Source organism: Pseudogemmobacter blasticus (genome assembly GCF_003071405.1).
Taxonomy (GTDB): domain Bacteria; phylum Pseudomonadota; class Alphaproteobacteria; order Rhodobacterales; family Rhodobacteraceae; genus Pseudogemmobacter; species Pseudogemmobacter blasticus.
This window is the reverse complement of the sequence record NZ_CP020470.1, coordinates 1,693,798-1,708,756: the sequence shown is the minus strand read 5'-3', so window position 1 is coordinate 1,708,756 and position 14,959 is coordinate 1,693,798. Positions and strand designations below refer to the sequence as shown.

Annotated in this window: 12 protein-coding genes; 9 read left to right on the top strand and 3 right to left on the bottom strand. The window is 65.8% G+C overall.

Features of this window, described 5'->3' with window-relative positions; genetic code table 11:
• Positions 1–39 precede the first annotated feature (39 nt).
• Entirely contained in the window at positions 40–1,884 is a 1,845-nt protein-coding gene (locus B6K69_RS08330) for a 5'-nucleotidase C-terminal domain-containing protein (protein ID WP_164681915.1), read from the bottom strand.
• A 388-nt stretch (positions 1,885–2,272) separates the two neighbouring features.
• Here B6K69_RS08330 and nudC point away from each other — a divergent pair, with 388 nt between their 5' ends.
• Together nudC and B6K69_RS08320 are read left to right on the top strand one after the other, a co-directional pair.
• Positions 2,273–3,214 carry an NAD(+) diphosphatase gene (gene nudC, locus B6K69_RS08325; protein ID WP_108643451.1) on the top strand — a complete coding sequence of 314 codons (942 nt, stop codon included), beginning with the start codon at positions 2,273–2,275 and terminating at the stop codon, positions 3,212–3,214.
• Between the two features lie 55 nt (positions 3,215–3,269).
• A complete protein-coding gene (locus tag B6K69_RS08320; protein ID WP_108643450.1) occupies positions 3,270–3,749 on the top strand; it encodes an SRPBCC family protein in 480 nt (159 codons plus the stop codon).
• Here B6K69_RS08320 and B6K69_RS08315 read toward each other — a convergent pair.
• A complete protein-coding gene (locus B6K69_RS08315; RefSeq protein WP_107673942.1) occupies positions 3,746–4,588 on the bottom strand; it encodes a prephenate dehydratase in 843 nt (280 codons plus the stop codon). The genes B6K69_RS08320 and B6K69_RS08315 overlap by 4 nt on opposite strands.
• A 169-nt stretch (positions 4,589–4,757) precedes the next feature.
• On the opposite strand from B6K69_RS08315, the gene B6K69_RS08310 reads away from it, so the two are divergent.
• The 6 genes from B6K69_RS08310 to B6K69_RS08285 all read left to right on the top strand — a co-directional run bounded on the left by B6K69_RS08310 (position 4,758) and on the right by B6K69_RS08285 (position 12,594).
• Positions 4,758–5,285, top strand: a complete 528-nt coding sequence (locus tag B6K69_RS08310) for a c-type cytochrome (protein ID WP_107673941.1) — start codon at positions 4,758–4,760, stop codon at positions 5,283–5,285.
• Between the two features lie 162 nt (positions 5,286–5,447).
• Positions 5,448–7,355 (top strand): extracellular solute-binding protein, encoded by a 1,908-nt coding sequence (locus B6K69_RS08305; RefSeq protein ID WP_108643449.1) that lies wholly within the window; start codon positions 5,448–5,450, stop codon positions 7,353–7,355.
• Positions 7,356–7,379: 24 nt separating this feature from the next.
• Positions 7,380–8,549, top strand: coding sequence for a microcin C ABC transporter permease YejB (locus B6K69_RS08300; RefSeq protein ID WP_107673939.1), 1,170 nt, complete (start codon positions 7,380–7,382; stop codon positions 8,547–8,549).
• A 3-nt stretch (positions 8,550–8,552) separates the two neighbouring features.
• Positions 8,553–9,662, top strand: a complete 1,110-nt coding sequence (locus B6K69_RS08295; protein WP_108643448.1) for an ABC transporter permease — start codon at positions 8,553–8,555, stop codon at positions 9,660–9,662.
• Positions 9,659–11,365 carry an ABC transporter ATP-binding protein gene (locus B6K69_RS08290; protein WP_108643447.1) on the top strand — a complete coding sequence of 569 codons (1,707 nt, stop codon included), beginning with the start codon at positions 9,659–9,661 and terminating at the stop codon, positions 11,363–11,365. Before B6K69_RS08295 ends, B6K69_RS08290 begins: the two co-directional genes overlap by 4 nt.
• Entirely contained in the window at positions 11,362–12,594 is a 1,233-nt protein-coding gene (locus tag B6K69_RS08285; protein WP_108643446.1) for a glycosyltransferase, read from the top strand. The genes B6K69_RS08290 and B6K69_RS08285 overlap by 4 nt, the downstream gene beginning before the upstream one ends.
• 69 nt (positions 12,595–12,663) lie before the next feature.
• Here the strand turns inward: B6K69_RS08285 and hemN are convergent, their stop codons facing one another.
• Complete coding sequence (hemN, locus tag B6K69_RS08280) at positions 12,664–14,019, bottom strand: oxygen-independent coproporphyrinogen III oxidase (RefSeq protein ID WP_108643445.1); 1,356 nt, start codon at positions 14,017–14,019, stop codon at positions 12,664–12,666.
• Positions 14,020–14,085: 66 nt separating this feature from the next.
• Here hemN and fnrL point away from each other — a divergent pair, with 66 nt between their 5' ends.
• Complete coding sequence (gene fnrL / locus B6K69_RS08275) at positions 14,086–14,832, top strand: transcriptional regulator FnrL (protein WP_107673934.1); 747 nt, start codon at positions 14,086–14,088, stop codon at positions 14,830–14,832.
• Positions 14,833–14,959 lie beyond the last annotated feature (127 nt).

The following is a 14,959-nucleotide window of genomic DNA, read 5'->3' as shown; positions in this document are numbered from 1 at the left end:
GGCCGGCAGGGCGCGGGCCGGCCCGGGCGACATAGCGCATCACAGGTGCAGACGGAAGCGCCGGAACCCCTGCTCGGTCAGCCCCAGCAGTTCGGGGCGCAGATGCGCCACGTCGGACAGATGCGCCGCCGCGCCGGTTCCGCTGTCGAACAGCACGCTGGCCCCGGCCAGCGGCGCCAGCGACCAGCCGGCGCCCCTTGCCGGTTCAAGGGCCGGCCCGGCGGCAACAAAGGCGGCCAGCGCCTCGGTGCACAGGGTGCGGGGCAGGCGGATCTCGGTCCCCGGCCCGCCGTGCCCGCCCATGCGATAGCTGTTGGTCACCAGCACCAGCGGCATGGCGCGGGGGACCGGCTCGCCCGCAAGGCAAAGGTCGCGGATGCGGCTGCCGGGGCTGCGCGACAGGTCGATGCGGAAGGACAGCGCGGGCGCCAGTTCAAACTCGAACGGCGGGAAGGCGGGGTCGATCAGGGGCTGGTCGGCGCGGCCGGCCCGCAGGGTGCGGAACAGCCGGGCCGAGTGTTCGAGCCGGGCCAGAAGGTCGGCCCCGGTTGTCAGCACCGCGCGCAGGCTGTTGGGAAAGGGGTAAAGGTCGTGCACATGGCGCACCGACAGCGGGCCGGGCCGGATGTCGGTATAGTTCAGCGGCCCGCCCCGCCCGCCGCAGCGGAAAGGGGTAACGGTCGCCACCAGCGGCAGGGCGGCTTCGGGCCGGCCTGACAGCAGGCGCCGCACGGTGGCCTCTTTCGCCGCCGCGACCAGCCGCATCGCGGCGGTATCGGCCACATGGGCGAAATGGGTGGTCAGCGGCACCGTCGTCTGGCCCAGCCGCCGCCGCGTCCAGGCCAGCGCGGCGCGGTGATCGTCGCCGATGGCCGCCCGCAGCGGCGCCGCATGGCGCCGGATGGCCGGGGCCGACAGTCCGGCCACCACCTCGGACGCGCTGATCGCCCGGCCGATGCCGCCGGTTACCCGCCAGCCACGCGGACCATGGGTCAGCTCAAGGTCGATCATGCCCAGATGTGACCCGGAATGACCGGGCTGCACCGTTGGCGTGCCGCAGACCTGCCCGGCCTGGGCGTCGATCCGCGGATCGGCGATCCGCAGCGCGGCGGCTGGGCCGGGAGGGAAGACCTGATGGGTGTGCCCGGCGATCACGGCATCAACGCCGTCCAGCGCGGCAATCTCGGCCGCGACCTCGCCCGTCCTGGTGCCTTGCCCTGGCAGGGCCAGGCCGGAATGGACCAGGCAGATCACCACATCGGCGCCCTCTGCCCGCATCTTGGGCACCCAGTCCCGCGCGGCGGCCAGCATGGGCCGCACCCAGACCCGGCCCGACAGCCAGTCGCCGGCCCAGTCCAGCGTTTCCGGGGGCGTCAGGCCAAGCACGCCAATGCCGATGTCGTGCCCGGTGCCGCAGCGGTCGCGCAGGTGGCGGGTCAGCAGCACCCAGGGTGGCACCAATGTGCGGTCGGCGGGCGTGCCGGCCCCCGGCCGCAGCACAACGGTGGCCGAAACGGCCGGAAACCGGGCATCGGCCAGCGCCTGCGTCAGCCGTTCCAGCCCGTAATCGAATTCATGGTTGCCCAGCCCCACCGCATCATATCCCAGGGCATTGAAGGCAGTGATCGCGGGATGCGGCCGGTTGCGGTGCCGCCCCCGCGGGTGCGAGGCCATCTCGGTCAGGGCGGTGCCCTGCAGGAAATCGCCGTTGTCGAGCAGGATAGAGTTTGCCGCCCCCGCCCGCGCTTCGGCAATCAGCGCGGCGGTCTGCGCCAGCCCGGTGCCGAACAGGGGGCGGTTGGCGAAATAGTCGTAGGACATCAACTGCCCGTGCAGATCTGATGTCGCCAGCACCCGCAGGTCAATCTGGCAAGCCGGGGCCATCTGCAAGGGGCCGGAGGGTGGTTCGGGCTGCGGCCCGCCACCGCCATCGCTGGCGGCGCAAACAATTCTGGGGCCTTCGCAACGGAGTGCCTTTTTCATCTTCCGATTGCCAGCCTGGCAAGCGGATCTGACGGGAATTCGGTGCCCACGGGCGCACAAGTCCTTTCAGACGGCTATGTTGCGGCAACTGAGGCGCTGATTAAAACTCGTCTTATAGTTGTTTTATGGTCCGGCCAAGGGCAAGGGGCTCCGATGAATGCCGCCATGCCGGGCAGAGAGTGTTGCGCAGGTGCCGCGCCACCGTGGCGCGAAAGGCGCAATCTGGGGGCTTTAACGCCTGCGCGTGCCATGCGATCCAAGGCGCGGCAGCACGAAGGGGGCGCAGGCGATGCAGGATCAGGTCGGAATGGCCTTTGCCGGATCGGGGCTGGATCGCGCCCATGCGCTGCGGGGCGACGCTGCCGCCCTGGCCGATCTGGCGCGCGGCGGACGGGTGCTGCCGGTCTGGCGCGGCCGGCCGCTGTTCGGGCCTGGTGGCGCGGGCTGGCTGCCTGCGGGGCATCCGGTGCTGGCGGATGCGGCCGAAACGGTGTTCCTGGGTCTGCAGGACGGGCAGGGGCTGTTCGCCGCCGATGTTTCCGCGCGGGCGTTGGCCGACACCGCCGAGGGATCGGTTTTCGATGCGGGCGACCGGACCGACCCCGAAGCCCCGCCGCAGCATGTGTTCGGCGACCTGCGTCAGCGCATGGCCACGCTGGACGCGCGCGATGGCGAACTGGCCGCCACGGCACGGGCCTTGCTGGAATGGCACCGCGGCCACGGCTTCTGCGCCCGCTGCGGCAGTCGCAGCGTTGCGGCCCGGGGCGGCTGGCAGCGTCAATGCCCGGCCTGTGGCGTGGAACATTTCCCGCGCACCGATCCGGTGGTGATCATGCTGGTCACCCTTGGCAACCTTACGCTTCTGGGCCGCAGCCCCGGCTGGCCCGAGGGCATGTTCTCGTGCCTGGCGGGGTTCGTCGAACCCGGAGAGACCGTCGAGGCGGCGGTGCGCCGCGAGGTGGCCGAGGAAACCGGCGTGCGCTGTGGCGCCGTGCGCTATGTCGCCAGCCAGCCCTGGCCGTTTCCGGCGTCGCTGATGCTGGGCACCCGGGCCGAGGCGGAAAGCAGCGACCTGACGCTGGACCCGGCTGAAATCGAAGAGGCGCTCTGGATCAGCCGGGAAGAACTGCTGACGGTCTTCGCGGGCCATCATCCCCGCATCCGGGCGCCGCGTCGCGGCTCGATTGCGCATTATCTGCTTGCCAACTGGGTTGCAGACCGGCTGGATTAGTCTATCTCCGAATTGGCCCGGTCCTTGTGCCCGGGGCGAGGCGACGGGACGGAACATGCACTTTATCACGAAGCAGGATATCGAGGCCCCGCTGGACTTTGTCTATCGGACCCTCAACGAGTTTGATCAGTTTGAACGCATGGCCGCGCGCCGCGGTGCCGAGGTGGAGCGTATAGACCGGCTGCGTGTGCCCGGTCCCGGTGCGGCCTGGCGGCTGCGCTTTGCCTTCCGGGGCAAGCCCCGCCTGCTGACGATCCGGGTGGACGACCTGCAGGAAGACAGCCTGATGGTCTTCGGGCTGGAAAGCAACACACTGGACGGCAGCAGCCGGATCGACCTTGCGGCGCTGGCGCCGCGGCGGACGCGAATCACGATCCTGACGGAAATCCGGCCGCGCACCCTGGGCGCGCGGGTGATGCTGCAATCGGTGCGGCTGGCGCGGGGGCGGGTTCAGAAAAAGGTCGATGGGGCCAGCAGCAAGCTGGCCGCCATGATCGAGGAGCGCTGGCGTGCCGTCCAGCGCCGCGGATACTAATCGCGGGCGCGGTCGGCCGGATAGACGCCGATGATGCTGACTTCCTTCGAGAAGTAGCGCAGCTCCTCCAGCGCGCGGGCGGCAGGGGCATCGTCGGGATGACCTTCGATGTCGGCATAGAACTCGGTCGCGGTGAAGCTGCCACCGACCATGTAGCTTTCCAGCTTGGTCATGTTCACCCCATTGGTGGCGAAGCCGCCCAATGCCTTGTACAGCGCGGCCGGAATGTTGCGGACGCGGAAGGTGAAGGTGGTCATCATCCGCTCGGCCCGGCGGCTGTGGTCGGCGGTGCGGCTCATCACCAGGAAACGGGTGGTGTTGTTCTTCTGGTCCTCGATATGGCGGGCCAGCACGTCCAGCCCGTAGATCGAGGCGGCCAGTTCGCTGGCCAGCGCGGCGCGGGTCTTGTCGCCGGCTTCGGCCACTTCGCGGGCGGCGCGCGCGTTGTCAGAGCTGACCTTGCCCCGGATGCCATGCGCCTTCAGGAAGCCCGCGCATTGCGGCAGGATCACCACATGGCCATGCGCCTCGGTGATGTCCTCAACGCGGGCGCCGGGCACGCCCAGCAGGTTGACATGCACGCGGACAAAGGCTTCGTCCACGATATGCAGCCGCGCGCGGGGCAGCAGGCTGTGCACGTCCGCCACCCGGCCATAGGTCGAATTTTCAACCGCCAGCATCCCCAGATCGACCTCACCCGAGCGGGTCATGTCGACGACATCCTCGAAGGTGGTGCAGGGCACCGCTTCCATGTCGGGGCGGGCCTGCTGGCAGGCCTGATGCGAATAGGCGCCAAGTTCGCCCTGAAAGGCGATCCGGCCGGTGGTCTGGGCAGTCATCTCGGCTGGCTCCGCTGTCTTGCCTGTCTTGTGCCCGTCACTGGCCCCAACGGCCGGCGCCGTCAAGGTTTCGTGACGAAAGCACGGTGTCTGCGCGCACTACGGCTTGCATGAAGCGGGGGTTAGCGGATAGATACGCCGCGAATATCGGTTCTGGGAACGAGGCGACATGTTCGACACGATGACAATCACCAAGGCAGTCGGCGGAACTTGCGGTGCGCTTCTTGCCTTCCTGCTTCTGGGTTGGGCTTCTGACGGGCTTTACGCCATGAACACCGGCCACCATGGCGAAGGCGAGGCCAAGCAGGCCTATACCATCGACACCGGGTCCGCCCCTGCCGCCGAGACCGAGACCGCCGCCGCGGGCGCCGATTTCGCCACCCTTTTCGCATCGGCCGATCCGGCCGCGGGCGAAAAGGTGTTCGGCAAGTGCAAGGCCTGCCACAAGATCGACGGCAACAACGCGACCGGCCCGCATCTGGACGGCGTGGTTGACCGGCCCAAGGCCAGCGTCGCCGGCTTCACCTATTCCGCCGGCCTGCAGGCCATGTCGGGTGAAAGCTGGACGCCCGAGAACCTTGACCACTTCCTGACCGATCCCAAGGCATATGTCGCGGGCACCAAGATGGCCTTTGCCGGCCTGCCCAAGCCGCAGGATCGCGCCAATATCATCGCCTATCTGGCGACGCTGAAGTAATCCGGCGCCTTGCGCCGTGCAGGGGCCGTGCCGAAAGGCGCGGCCCTTGTCGTTTCCATCATTGTCTCTGTCACGGACGCATCACGAATTCGCGCCTTTTCCATCGACAAGGGCCGCTCTAGCATCTTGAATGACGACGGATTTCTGCGAGGGGTGGCACGGATGGCAGCAGCAGCAGTGGCAAGGACGGCTCAACCCGTTTGGGGTGCCTCAGGGTGGCTGTTTGCCGGGGCTCTGGCATTGACCATGGGCCTGACAGCCGGACATGCCCGCGGCGAGACGGTGATCACCTCGCACGGAATTTCCACCTTCGGCGATCTGGCCTTGCCGGCCGATTTCACCCATCTGCCCTACGTCAACCCCGATGCCCCCAAGGGCGGCGAGCTGAGCCAGTGGACCTTTGGCAGCTTTGACACGATGAACCCGTTTTCGGTGAAGGGCCGGGCCGCCATCGGGTCCAGCGTGATGCTGGAAACCATCCTGACCGGCACGGCGGATGAGATCGGCGCCAGCTACTGCCTGCTGTGCAGCACGATGGAATACCCCGAAGACCGGAGCTGGGTGATCTTCAACCTGCGCGACGATATCCGCTTTTCCGATGGAACGCCGCTGACGGCCGAGGATGTGGTGTTTTCCTATGAGCAGTTCCTGACCAAAGGCCTGCAGGATTTCCGCACCGTGTTCGCCGAACAGGTGCTGTCGGCCGAGGCGCTGGACCCGCATCGGGTGAAGTTCACCTTCCGGCCCGGAGTGCCCACGCGCGACCTGCCCGAATCCGTGGGCGGGCTGCCGGTGATGTCGAAGGCGCATTACCTTGCCAACAAGCTGGATCTGGAAGAGGCGTCGATGACGCCGTTCCTGGGGTCCGGCCCCTATGTGCCGGGCAAGATCGACATCGGCCGGTCGATCACCTATGTCCGCAACCCCGATTACTGGGGGCAGGATCTGCCCATCAACAAGGGCCAGAACAATTTCGACGTGCTGCGCTATGAATACTTCTCGGACCCGAATTCGGCCTTCGAGGGGTTCAAGGCAGGGGCCTATGCCTTCCGGCAGGAAAACTCGTCCAAGCAATGGGCCGAGCAATACAATTTCCCCCGCATCGCCGACGGCACGGTGATCAAGGCCGAATTGCCCTCGGGGGCCAAGGCGCAGGGGCAGGCCTTCATGTTCAACCTGCGCCGCGAGAAATGGCAGGATCCGCGGGTGCGTCAGGCGATCAGCCTGATGTTCAACTTCGAATGGTCGAACCAGACGCTGTTCTACGGCCTTTATGACCGGGTGAATTCGGTCTGGGAAAACACCTGGATGGAGGCGGAAGGCACGCCTTCGCCGGAAGAGGCGGCGGTGTTGCAGCCGCTGGTGGATCAGGGGCTTCTGCCCGCCACCATCCTGACCGAGCCGGCGGTCATGGCGCCGGTGTCGAACCCCGACCGCCAGCTTGACCGCCGCAACCTGCGCGCCGCCTCGGCCCTGCTGGACGAGGCGGGCTGGATCGCCGGAGATGACGGCAAGCGCCGAAACGCCAAGGGCGAATTGCTGACGATCGAGTTCCTGAACGACAACCCCACCTTCGACCGGGTGATCCAGCCCTTTGTCGAGAACCTGATCGCGTTGGGTGTGGACGCCAGCCTGAACACCATCGACCAGGCACAATTCGAAAACCGGACCCGCAACCCTTCGTATGACTTTGACATCATCACGGGAAATGCACGTTCGCAGTACTTTTCAGGGGCGGAACTGAAACAGTTCTACGGCTCGGCCACGGCGGATGTTTCGGTCTTCAACATCATGGGGCTGAAGTCGCCAGCGGTGGACAAGCTGATCGAGGTGGTCATGGCGTCAAAGACCAAGGATGAACTGACCATCGCCACCAAGGCGCTGGACCGCGTGCTGCGCGCCGAAGGGTTCTGGGTGCCGCAATGGTTTAACGCAAAGGACTGGGTGGCCTATTACGACATGTATGAACACCCCGATCCTCTGCCCCCCTATGCGCTGGGCGTCACCAGTTTCTGGTGGTACAACGCCGAAAAGGGCGAGGCGCTGAAAGCCAGGCGCGTCTTCCAATAAAACAACAGACCAACGGGCAGGGACTTGGGCGCCTATATCCTCCGACGCTTGCTGCTGGTGATCCCGACGCTGTTCGGGATCATGCTTATCAACTTCGCGCTGACCAATGTCGTTCCCGGCGGCCCGCTTGACCAGATCGAGGCGCGGCTGGAAGGCGACGGCGATTCCATCAAGGCGCTGAGCGGCGGCGGAGATGCGCAGAAGGACGCCGGCGGCGGCGGGCAGGGGCAGGGGGCCGAGGGCGGCTATATCGGTGCCCGCGGCCTGTCACCCGAGTTTCGCGCCAAACTTGAGGTGCAGTTCGGCTTTGCCCGCATCGTCTGTGACCCGGGCTATACCGGCACCCCCACCGTCAAGGCGCCCGAATGCCACAAGGAAATGATCCCGTTCTGGGAACGCTTCGGCATCATGATGTGGCGCTATCTGCAGTTCGACTTTGGCGAAAGCTACTTCCGCAACATCAGCGTGGTTGATCTGGTGGTGGAAAAGATGCCGGTTTCAATCACGCTGGGCCTGTGGTCCACGCTGATCGCCTATCTGATCTCCATCCCGCTTGGCATCCGCAAGGCGGTGCGCGACGGGTCGCGGTTCGATACCTGGTCGTCGGGCATCATCATCGCGGCCTATGCCATTCCGGGCTTTCTGTTCGCCATCCTGCTGATGGTGCTGTTTGCGGGCGGGTCTTACTGGCAGATCTTCCCGCTGCGCGGCCTGACTTCGGACGGCTGGCAGACGTTCAGCCTGTGGCACAAGATCACCGACTACCTTTGGCACATCGCCCTGCCGGTGACGGCGCAACTGATTTCCAGCTTTGCCACGCTGACGCTGCTGACCAAGAACAGCTTTCTGGACGAGATCAAGAAACACTATGTGATGACCGCCCGCGCCAAGGGCCTGTCGGAAAGCCGCGTGCTGTATGGCCATGTCTTCCGCAATGCGATGCTGATCGTGATCGCCGGGTTCCCCAGCCTGTTCCTGGGCGTGTTCTTCGGGTCGTCCCTGATCATCGAGATGATCTTCTCGCTGGACGGTCTGGGCCAGCTTGGCTTCAAGTCGGCGGTCGAGCGGGACTATGCGGTGATGTTCGGCACGCTCTTCGCCTTTGGCCTGATCGGGCTGGTGGTCGGCATCCTGTCCGACCTGATGTATGTCTTCGTCGATCCGCGGATCGACTTTGAAAAACGGGCGGGGTGAGCCATGGCCCTGTCGCCCCTGAACCAGCGCCGCTGGCGCAACTTCAAGGCCAACCGCCGGGCGTTGTGGTCGCTGATCCTGTTCCTGATCCTGTACGGCCTGTCGCTGTGCGCCGAGCTGCTGGCCAATGACCGACCGTTGCTGGTGAAGTATCAGGACGGTTATTACACACCTTTCCTGAAGTTCTATTCCGAACAGACCTTCGGCGGCGACCTGCGGACCGAGGCCAACTATACCACGCCCGAGGTGCGCTGTCTGATCGTTACCGGCGGGTCGCTGGATTGCTGGGATGACCCGGAAGGCATTGCGCTTGAGGCCGAGACGAAGGGCACCGCGTTGGGCCAGCCGGTGCAGAAGGGCTGGGTGCTGTGGCCGCCCATTCCCTACAGCTACAACACCATCGTCAACACCGGCGGCACCGCCCCCGGCGCGCCCAGCGAACAGAACTGGCTGGGAACCGACGATACCAGCCGCGATGTGCTGGCGCGGGTGATCTACGGCTTCCGCCTGTCGGTCACCTTTGCGCTGATCGTGACGGCGCTGAACGCCGTTCTGGGTATCGCCGCGGGCGCGGTGCAGGGCTATTTCGGCGGCCGCACCGACCTGATCTTCCAGCGCATCATCGAACTTTGGGGATCGGTCCCCTCGATCTATGTCATCATCATCCTGACGGCGGTCTGGGCCAAATCCTTCTGGCTGATGGTCGGGCTGATGGTGCTGTTCGGCTGGACGGCGCTGGTCGGTGTGGTGCGGGCCGAATTCCTGCGCGCGCGCAACTTTGAATATGTCCGCGCCGCCAAGGCCCTGGGCGTGCCCGACTGGCAGATCATGTTCCGCCACATGTTGCCCAACGCCATGGTGGCGACGCTGACCATGATGCCCTTCCTTGTGACGGGCGCCATCGGATCGCTGGCCATGCTGGATTATCTGGGCTTCGGCCTGCCGTCCTCGGCCCCCTCGCTGGGGCAGTTGTCGCGGCAGGCGCAACAGAACCTGCAGGCGCCGCATCTGGCCTGGGTGTCGTTCTTCACCTTTGCCACCATGCTGACGCTGCTGATCTTCATCTTTGAAGGCGTGCGCGATGCCTTCGATCCGCGGAAGACCTTTCGATGACCCTGCTGGATGTCCGTGACCTGAAGGTCAGCTTTTCGCAGGATGGCCGCATCATCCCGGCGGTCAAGGGGGTCAGCTTCAGCGTTGCCAAGGGCGAAACCGTGGCGCTGGTCGGCGAAAGCGGATCGGGGAAATCCGTCACCGCCCTGTCAACGGTGCGGCTTCTGTCCGACAATGCCACCGTATCGGGGCAGGTGCTGTGGCAGGGCCGTGACATGCTGGGCCTGCCCGAAGCCGAGTTGCGGCATGTTCGCGGCAACGACATCAGCTTCATCTTCCAGGAGCCGATGACCAGCCTGAACCCGCTGCACACGATCGAACGGCAGATCGGGGAAAGTCTTGCCCTGCATCAGGGCCTGACCGGCGACAGGGCGCGGGCGCGGATTCTGGACCTGTTGCAGAAGGTGGGTATCCGCGATGCCGAAAGCCGGCTGTCGGCCTATCCGCATCAGTTGTCGGGGGGGCAGCGGCAGCGGGTGATGATCGCCATGGCGCTGGCCAACGGCCCGGAACTTCTGGTGGCCGACGAACCCACAACCGCGCTGGACGTGACCATTCAGGCGCAGATCCTTGACCTGCTGGCCGACCTGAAGCGCAGCGAGGGGTTGAGCCTGCTGTTCATCACTCATGACCTGACCATCGTGCGCCGCATCGCCGACCGGGTCTGCGTGATGCAGGGCGGCGAGATCGTCGAACAGGGGCCAGCGGCAACGGTCTTTGCCGACCCCCAGCACCCCTATACCCGCAAGCTGCTGGCGGCCGAGGCGAAGGGCGTGCCCGATCCGGTGCCCGCCGGCGCGCCCGAGGTGGTGCGGACCGAACATCTGCGGGTCTGGTTCCCGATCCAGAAGGGTTTTCTGCGCAAGACGGTTGGCCATGTGAAGGCGGTGAACGACGCCAGCCTGTCTGTTCGGGCCGGCGAAACGCTTGGCATCGTGGGCGAAAGCGGCTCGGGCAAGACGACGCTGGCGCTGGCGATCCTGCGGCTGATCGGTTCGCAGGGGAAAGTGCTTTTTCTGGGCCGTGACATCGGTCGCCTGGACGAGACCTGGGACGAGGCCGAGGCCCGCCGCGCCCGCGACCCGGACAGCGACCTGATCAGCGAAGCGAGTGATGCCGCTCTGGCGGCCTTCTTCGGCTCAAAAGGGCGCGCGGCGGTACGGGCCATGCGGCGGCACATGCAGGTGGTGTTCCAGGACCCGTTCGGCAGCCTTTCGCCCCGGATGACCGTGGAACAGATCATCGCCGAAGGCCTGGGCGTCCATGGTGTTGATCCCCGCCGCAACCGGACCGAGATGGTGGCCGAGATCATGACCGAAGTCGGTCTCGACCCGGCGTCGATGGGGCGCTATCCGCATGAATTTTCCGGCGGCCAGCGCCAGCGCATCGCCATTGCCCGCGCCATGATCCTGCGGCCGAAGCTGGTGGTGCTGGACGAACCGACCTCGGCGCTGGACATGACGGTGCAGGTGCAGATCGTGGATCTTCTGCGTGCCTTGCAGCGCAAATGGGGGCTGGCCTATATCTTCATCAGCCACGACCTGAGGGTGGTGCGGGCGATGTCGCACAAGGTGATGGTGATGAAGGCCGGCGATGTGGTCGAACTGGGCGAGGCGCAGGCGCTGTTCGCCGCGCCGCAGACCGAGTACACCCGCGCGCTGCTGGCGGCGGCCTTTGCGCGGCCGGGTGGCGCGCAGCCATGAAGATCCTGTTCGTTCATCAGAATTACCCGGCGCAATTCCTTCACCTTGCGCCGGCGCTGGCCGCACGCGGGCATGATTGCCGGGTGCTGACCGATGCCTCCAATACCCGCGCGGCTGCCATTCCCGTCTGGCGCTATGCCTATTCTGCGCCCGAGGTCGATGCCGCCGCCTGCCGGCTGGGCCGCAACTACACCACCATGTCCGACCGGGGTGTCGCCGTTGCCCGGGCGGCCCGCATCCTGCGAGAACGGGATGGCTATGTTCCCGACGTGATCGTCGGTCATTCCGGCTGGGGCGAGACGCTGTTCCTCAAGGATGTGTGGCCCGAGGCAAAGCTGCTGGTCTATGCCGAGTTCTACTATCGCGGCCGCGGGGCCGATGTCGGGTTCGACCGTGAATTCGGCCCGCCCAGCCTGGACAAGGTGATGATCGCGCAGGGCCGGGCCGCGCATCTGGCGCAGGCGCTGCTACATGCCGACCGGGGGCTGTCGCCAACCTTCTGGCAGGCCTCGACCCACCCGCCGGCGCTGCGGTCGATGATCGACGTGGTCTTCGACGGGGTGAACACCGAAACGGTGGTGCCCAATGCGGCGGCCCGGCTGACGCTGCCCGATGGCCGGGTGCTGCGGGCGGGCGATGAGGTGCTGACCTTCGTCAACCGCAATCTTGAACCCTATCGCGGCTATCACACCTTCCTGCGCGCCCTGCCCGGCGTTCTTGCCGCGCGGCCGGCGGCGCAGGTGCTGATCGTGGGCGGCAACGCGGTCAGCTACGGCCCGGCCCCCAAGGACGGCAGGGCCTGGAAGGACATTTTCCTGGATGAGGTGAAGGACCAGATGGACCTGAGCCGGGTGCATTTCCTGGGGCGGGTGCCCTACGCCGACTTCCTGTCGATCCTGCAGGTGTCGCGCGTGCACGCCTATCTGACCTATCCCTTCGTGCTGAGCTGGTCGATGCTGGAGGCGATGTCGGCGGGCTGTCACCTGATCGCCTCGCGCGTGGCGCCGGTGCAGGAGGTGGTGCGGGATGGCTACAACGGCCAGTTGGTCGATTTCTTCGACGTGCCGGGCTGGACCCGCGCGCTGACCGAAGGGCTGGCCGAACCCGCCCGCTTTGCCCCCCTGCGCGCCAATGCCCGCAAGACGGTGCGCGATCGCTATGACCTGAACGCGGTCTGCCTGCCGAAGCTGGTGGCGCTGGTCGAAGGGCTGGGCCTCAAGTCAGGCTGACTGGACTGCCCCTTGCAGAAAAAAGAAGGCAGCAAGGGACTTGCTGCCTTCCTTGTGTTCGGGGGCCGGTCAGACGGCGGCCGAGTGCTGCGCCTTGGACTGGTCGTAGGCGTCGAAGGCGCGGGCGACCATGCGCGTCAGCGGCTTGGCGCGGTCAGGGATGATCAGCGCGCCATTCTCGATCTTCAGCATGTCTTCAAAGCCCGAGGCGGCGGTGCGGAACAGGCTGTCCACATAGGCCGGGGTCACGCCATAGTCGCGCACCAGTTCGGCCCGGTCGACGCGGAAGTCACACATCAGGGCCTCGATGATGCGGGCGCGCATCAGGTCTTCGCCCGCGAAGGCGTGGCCGCGGTGGGTCGAGAAACGGCCGTCGCGGATGGCCTTGGTGTGGTCAGACGTGCCCGAGGCGTTTTGCGCATAGCCCTGCGGGAAGCGGCTGATCGACGAGGCGCCCAGCCCGATCAGGGCGGGGGCGGTGTCGTCGGTATAGCCCTGGAAGTTGCGCCGCAGCTTGCCGGCCTTGAGCGCCACCGCCAGCCCGTCATCGGGGCGGGCGAAGTGGTCGATGCCGATTTCTTCATACCCGTCCCAGAGGAACAGCTTCGAGGCCGTCTCGAACAGCTTGAGCCGCTCTTCCGGCGAAGGCATTGCTTCCGAGGGAATCATTTGCTGGCGACGGCTCATCCATGGCACATGGGCATAGCCGTAAAGCGCCACCCGGTCGGGCGACAGGGTCAGCAGTTTCTGGACCGAATCGGCGATGCGGATGCCGGTCTGGTGCGGCAGGCCGTAAAGCAGGTCGCAGTTCAGGCTGGTCACGCCGCGATCCCGGATCTTTTCCGCAACTTCGCGGGTGATCTCATAGGTCTGGTCGCGGCCGATGGCCTTCTGGATTTCAAGGTCGAAGTCCTGAACCCCGATCGAGGCGCGGTTCATCCCCGAGGCAACCAGCGCGTCAAGGCGGGCATCGTCCACCTCGTTCGGGTCGATCTCGACCGAGAATTCGCCGCCCTCGGCCATGGGGGCCACGGCAAAGACCGCCTCGGCCAGCGCCCGCATCTCATCGGGGGGCAGCATGGTGGGGGTTCCGCCCCCCCAATGCAGCCGCGAAAGCGTGACGCCGCGCGGCAGATGCCGCGCCAGCAGCGCGATTTCGGCCTTCAAGGTCTGGGCATAGGCGATGACGGGGTCATCGGACGATGTGCCCTGGGTGCGGCAGGCGCAGAACCAGCACAGGCGCCGGCAGAACGGCACATGCAGGTAAAGCGAGATTCGGGCACCTTCCGGGATCGCTTCGATCCAGGAGGTGAAATCGCCGGGGCCAATAGACGTGCCGAATTGCGGTGCCGTAGGGTACGACGTGTACCGGGGCACCCGCGCGTCAAAAAGACCGAGGCGCGTGAGTTGCGCATCTGTTGTCATAAGGTTACTCTTAGTTGCGTCGGGGGGTGGCAGCCTTGATACAGATCAATCGTTGAAAGGCCCGGCATGTCACTGCATGATCTTCCGGCGGTGCATCAGGAATGTGGTGATTGCCCGATCCGCCATCGTGCCGTCTGCGCGCGTTGCGAATCCGATGAACTCGCCCGGCTGGAGCAGATAAAGTATTATCGCAGCTATCAATCCGGCCAGACAATCATCTGGTCAGGCGACCGCATGGACTTTGTCGCCTCGGTCGTGACCGGGATCGCGACGCTGACCCAGACCATGGAAGATGGCCGCCGGCAGATGGTTGGCCTGCTGCTTCCGTCTGATTTTGTCGGCCGGCCGGGACGAAATAGCGCAGCCTATGATGTGACCGCCACCACCGATGTGGTGATGTGCTGCTTCCGCAAGCGCCCCTTCGAAGAGATGATGTCGCAGACGCCGCATATCGCGCATCGCCTGCTTGAGATGACGCTGGACGAACTGGATGCCGCGCGCGAATGGATGCTGCTGCTGGGCCGCAAGACCGCGCGCGAGAAGATCGCCTCTCTGGTGGCGATCATCGCCCGCCGCGACGCCTCGCTGTCGCTGCGGCGCTCGAAGGGCGAGATGGTCGTCGATCTGCCGCTGACGCGCGAAGAAATGGCCGATTACCTGGGCCTGACGCTGGAAACCGTCAGCCGCCAGATCAGCGCGCTGAAGCGCGACGGGGTCATCAGCCTGGAAGGCAAGCGCCACGTCACCATTCCCGATTTCGACCGCCTGCTGGAAGAGGCGGGCGACGATACCGATGGCGGCCTGCTCATCTGACGGCCGCCGCGCCGGCGCGATACAACCCCGTTGACGCATTCCATTGTCCTGCTAACGTCTGCGTTGAGCTGAAGTCGGCAGGCAGTCAGCCTAATCGGTGTGTGCCATGAGCAACCTTGTCCCGGGG

What these genes read in the sequence shown, in the direction of transcription:
- B6K69_RS08295 (WP_108643448.1), top strand. Translation starts at nt 8,553, where the DNA reads ATGGCCCTGTCGCCCCTGAACCAGCGCCGCTGGCGCAACTTCAAGGCC.
- B6K69_RS08290 (WP_108643447.1), top strand. Translation starts at nt 9,659, where the DNA reads ATGACCCTGCTGGATGTCCGTGACCTGAAGGTCAGCTTTTCGCAGGAT.
- B6K69_RS08330 (WP_164681915.1), bottom strand. Translation starts at nt 1,884, where the DNA reads ATGGCCCCGGCTTGCCAGATTGACCTGCGGGTGCTGGCGACATCAGAT.
- nudC (WP_108643451.1), top strand. Translation starts at nt 2,273, where the DNA reads ATGCAGGATCAGGTCGGAATGGCCTTTGCCGGATCGGGGCTGGATCGC.
- B6K69_RS08285 (WP_108643446.1), top strand. Translation starts at nt 11,362, where the DNA reads ATGAAGATCCTGTTCGTTCATCAGAATTACCCGGCGCAATTCCTTCAC.
- B6K69_RS08310 (WP_107673941.1), top strand. Translation starts at nt 4,758, where the DNA reads ATGTTCGACACGATGACAATCACCAAGGCAGTCGGCGGAACTTGCGGT.
- B6K69_RS08320 (WP_108643450.1), top strand. Translation starts at nt 3,270, where the DNA reads ATGCACTTTATCACGAAGCAGGATATCGAGGCCCCGCTGGACTTTGTC.
- B6K69_RS08315 (WP_107673942.1), bottom strand. Translation starts at nt 4,588, where the DNA reads ATGACTGCCCAGACCACCGGCCGGATCGCCTTTCAGGGCGAACTTGGC.
- hemN (WP_108643445.1), bottom strand. Translation starts at nt 14,019, where the DNA reads ATGACAACAGATGCGCAACTCACGCGCCTCGGTCTTTTTGACGCGCGG.
- B6K69_RS08305 (WP_108643449.1), top strand. Translation starts at nt 5,448, where the DNA reads ATGGCAGCAGCAGCAGTGGCAAGGACGGCTCAACCCGTTTGGGGTGCC.
- fnrL (WP_107673934.1), top strand. Translation starts at nt 14,086, where the DNA reads ATGTCACTGCATGATCTTCCGGCGGTGCATCAGGAATGTGGTGATTGC.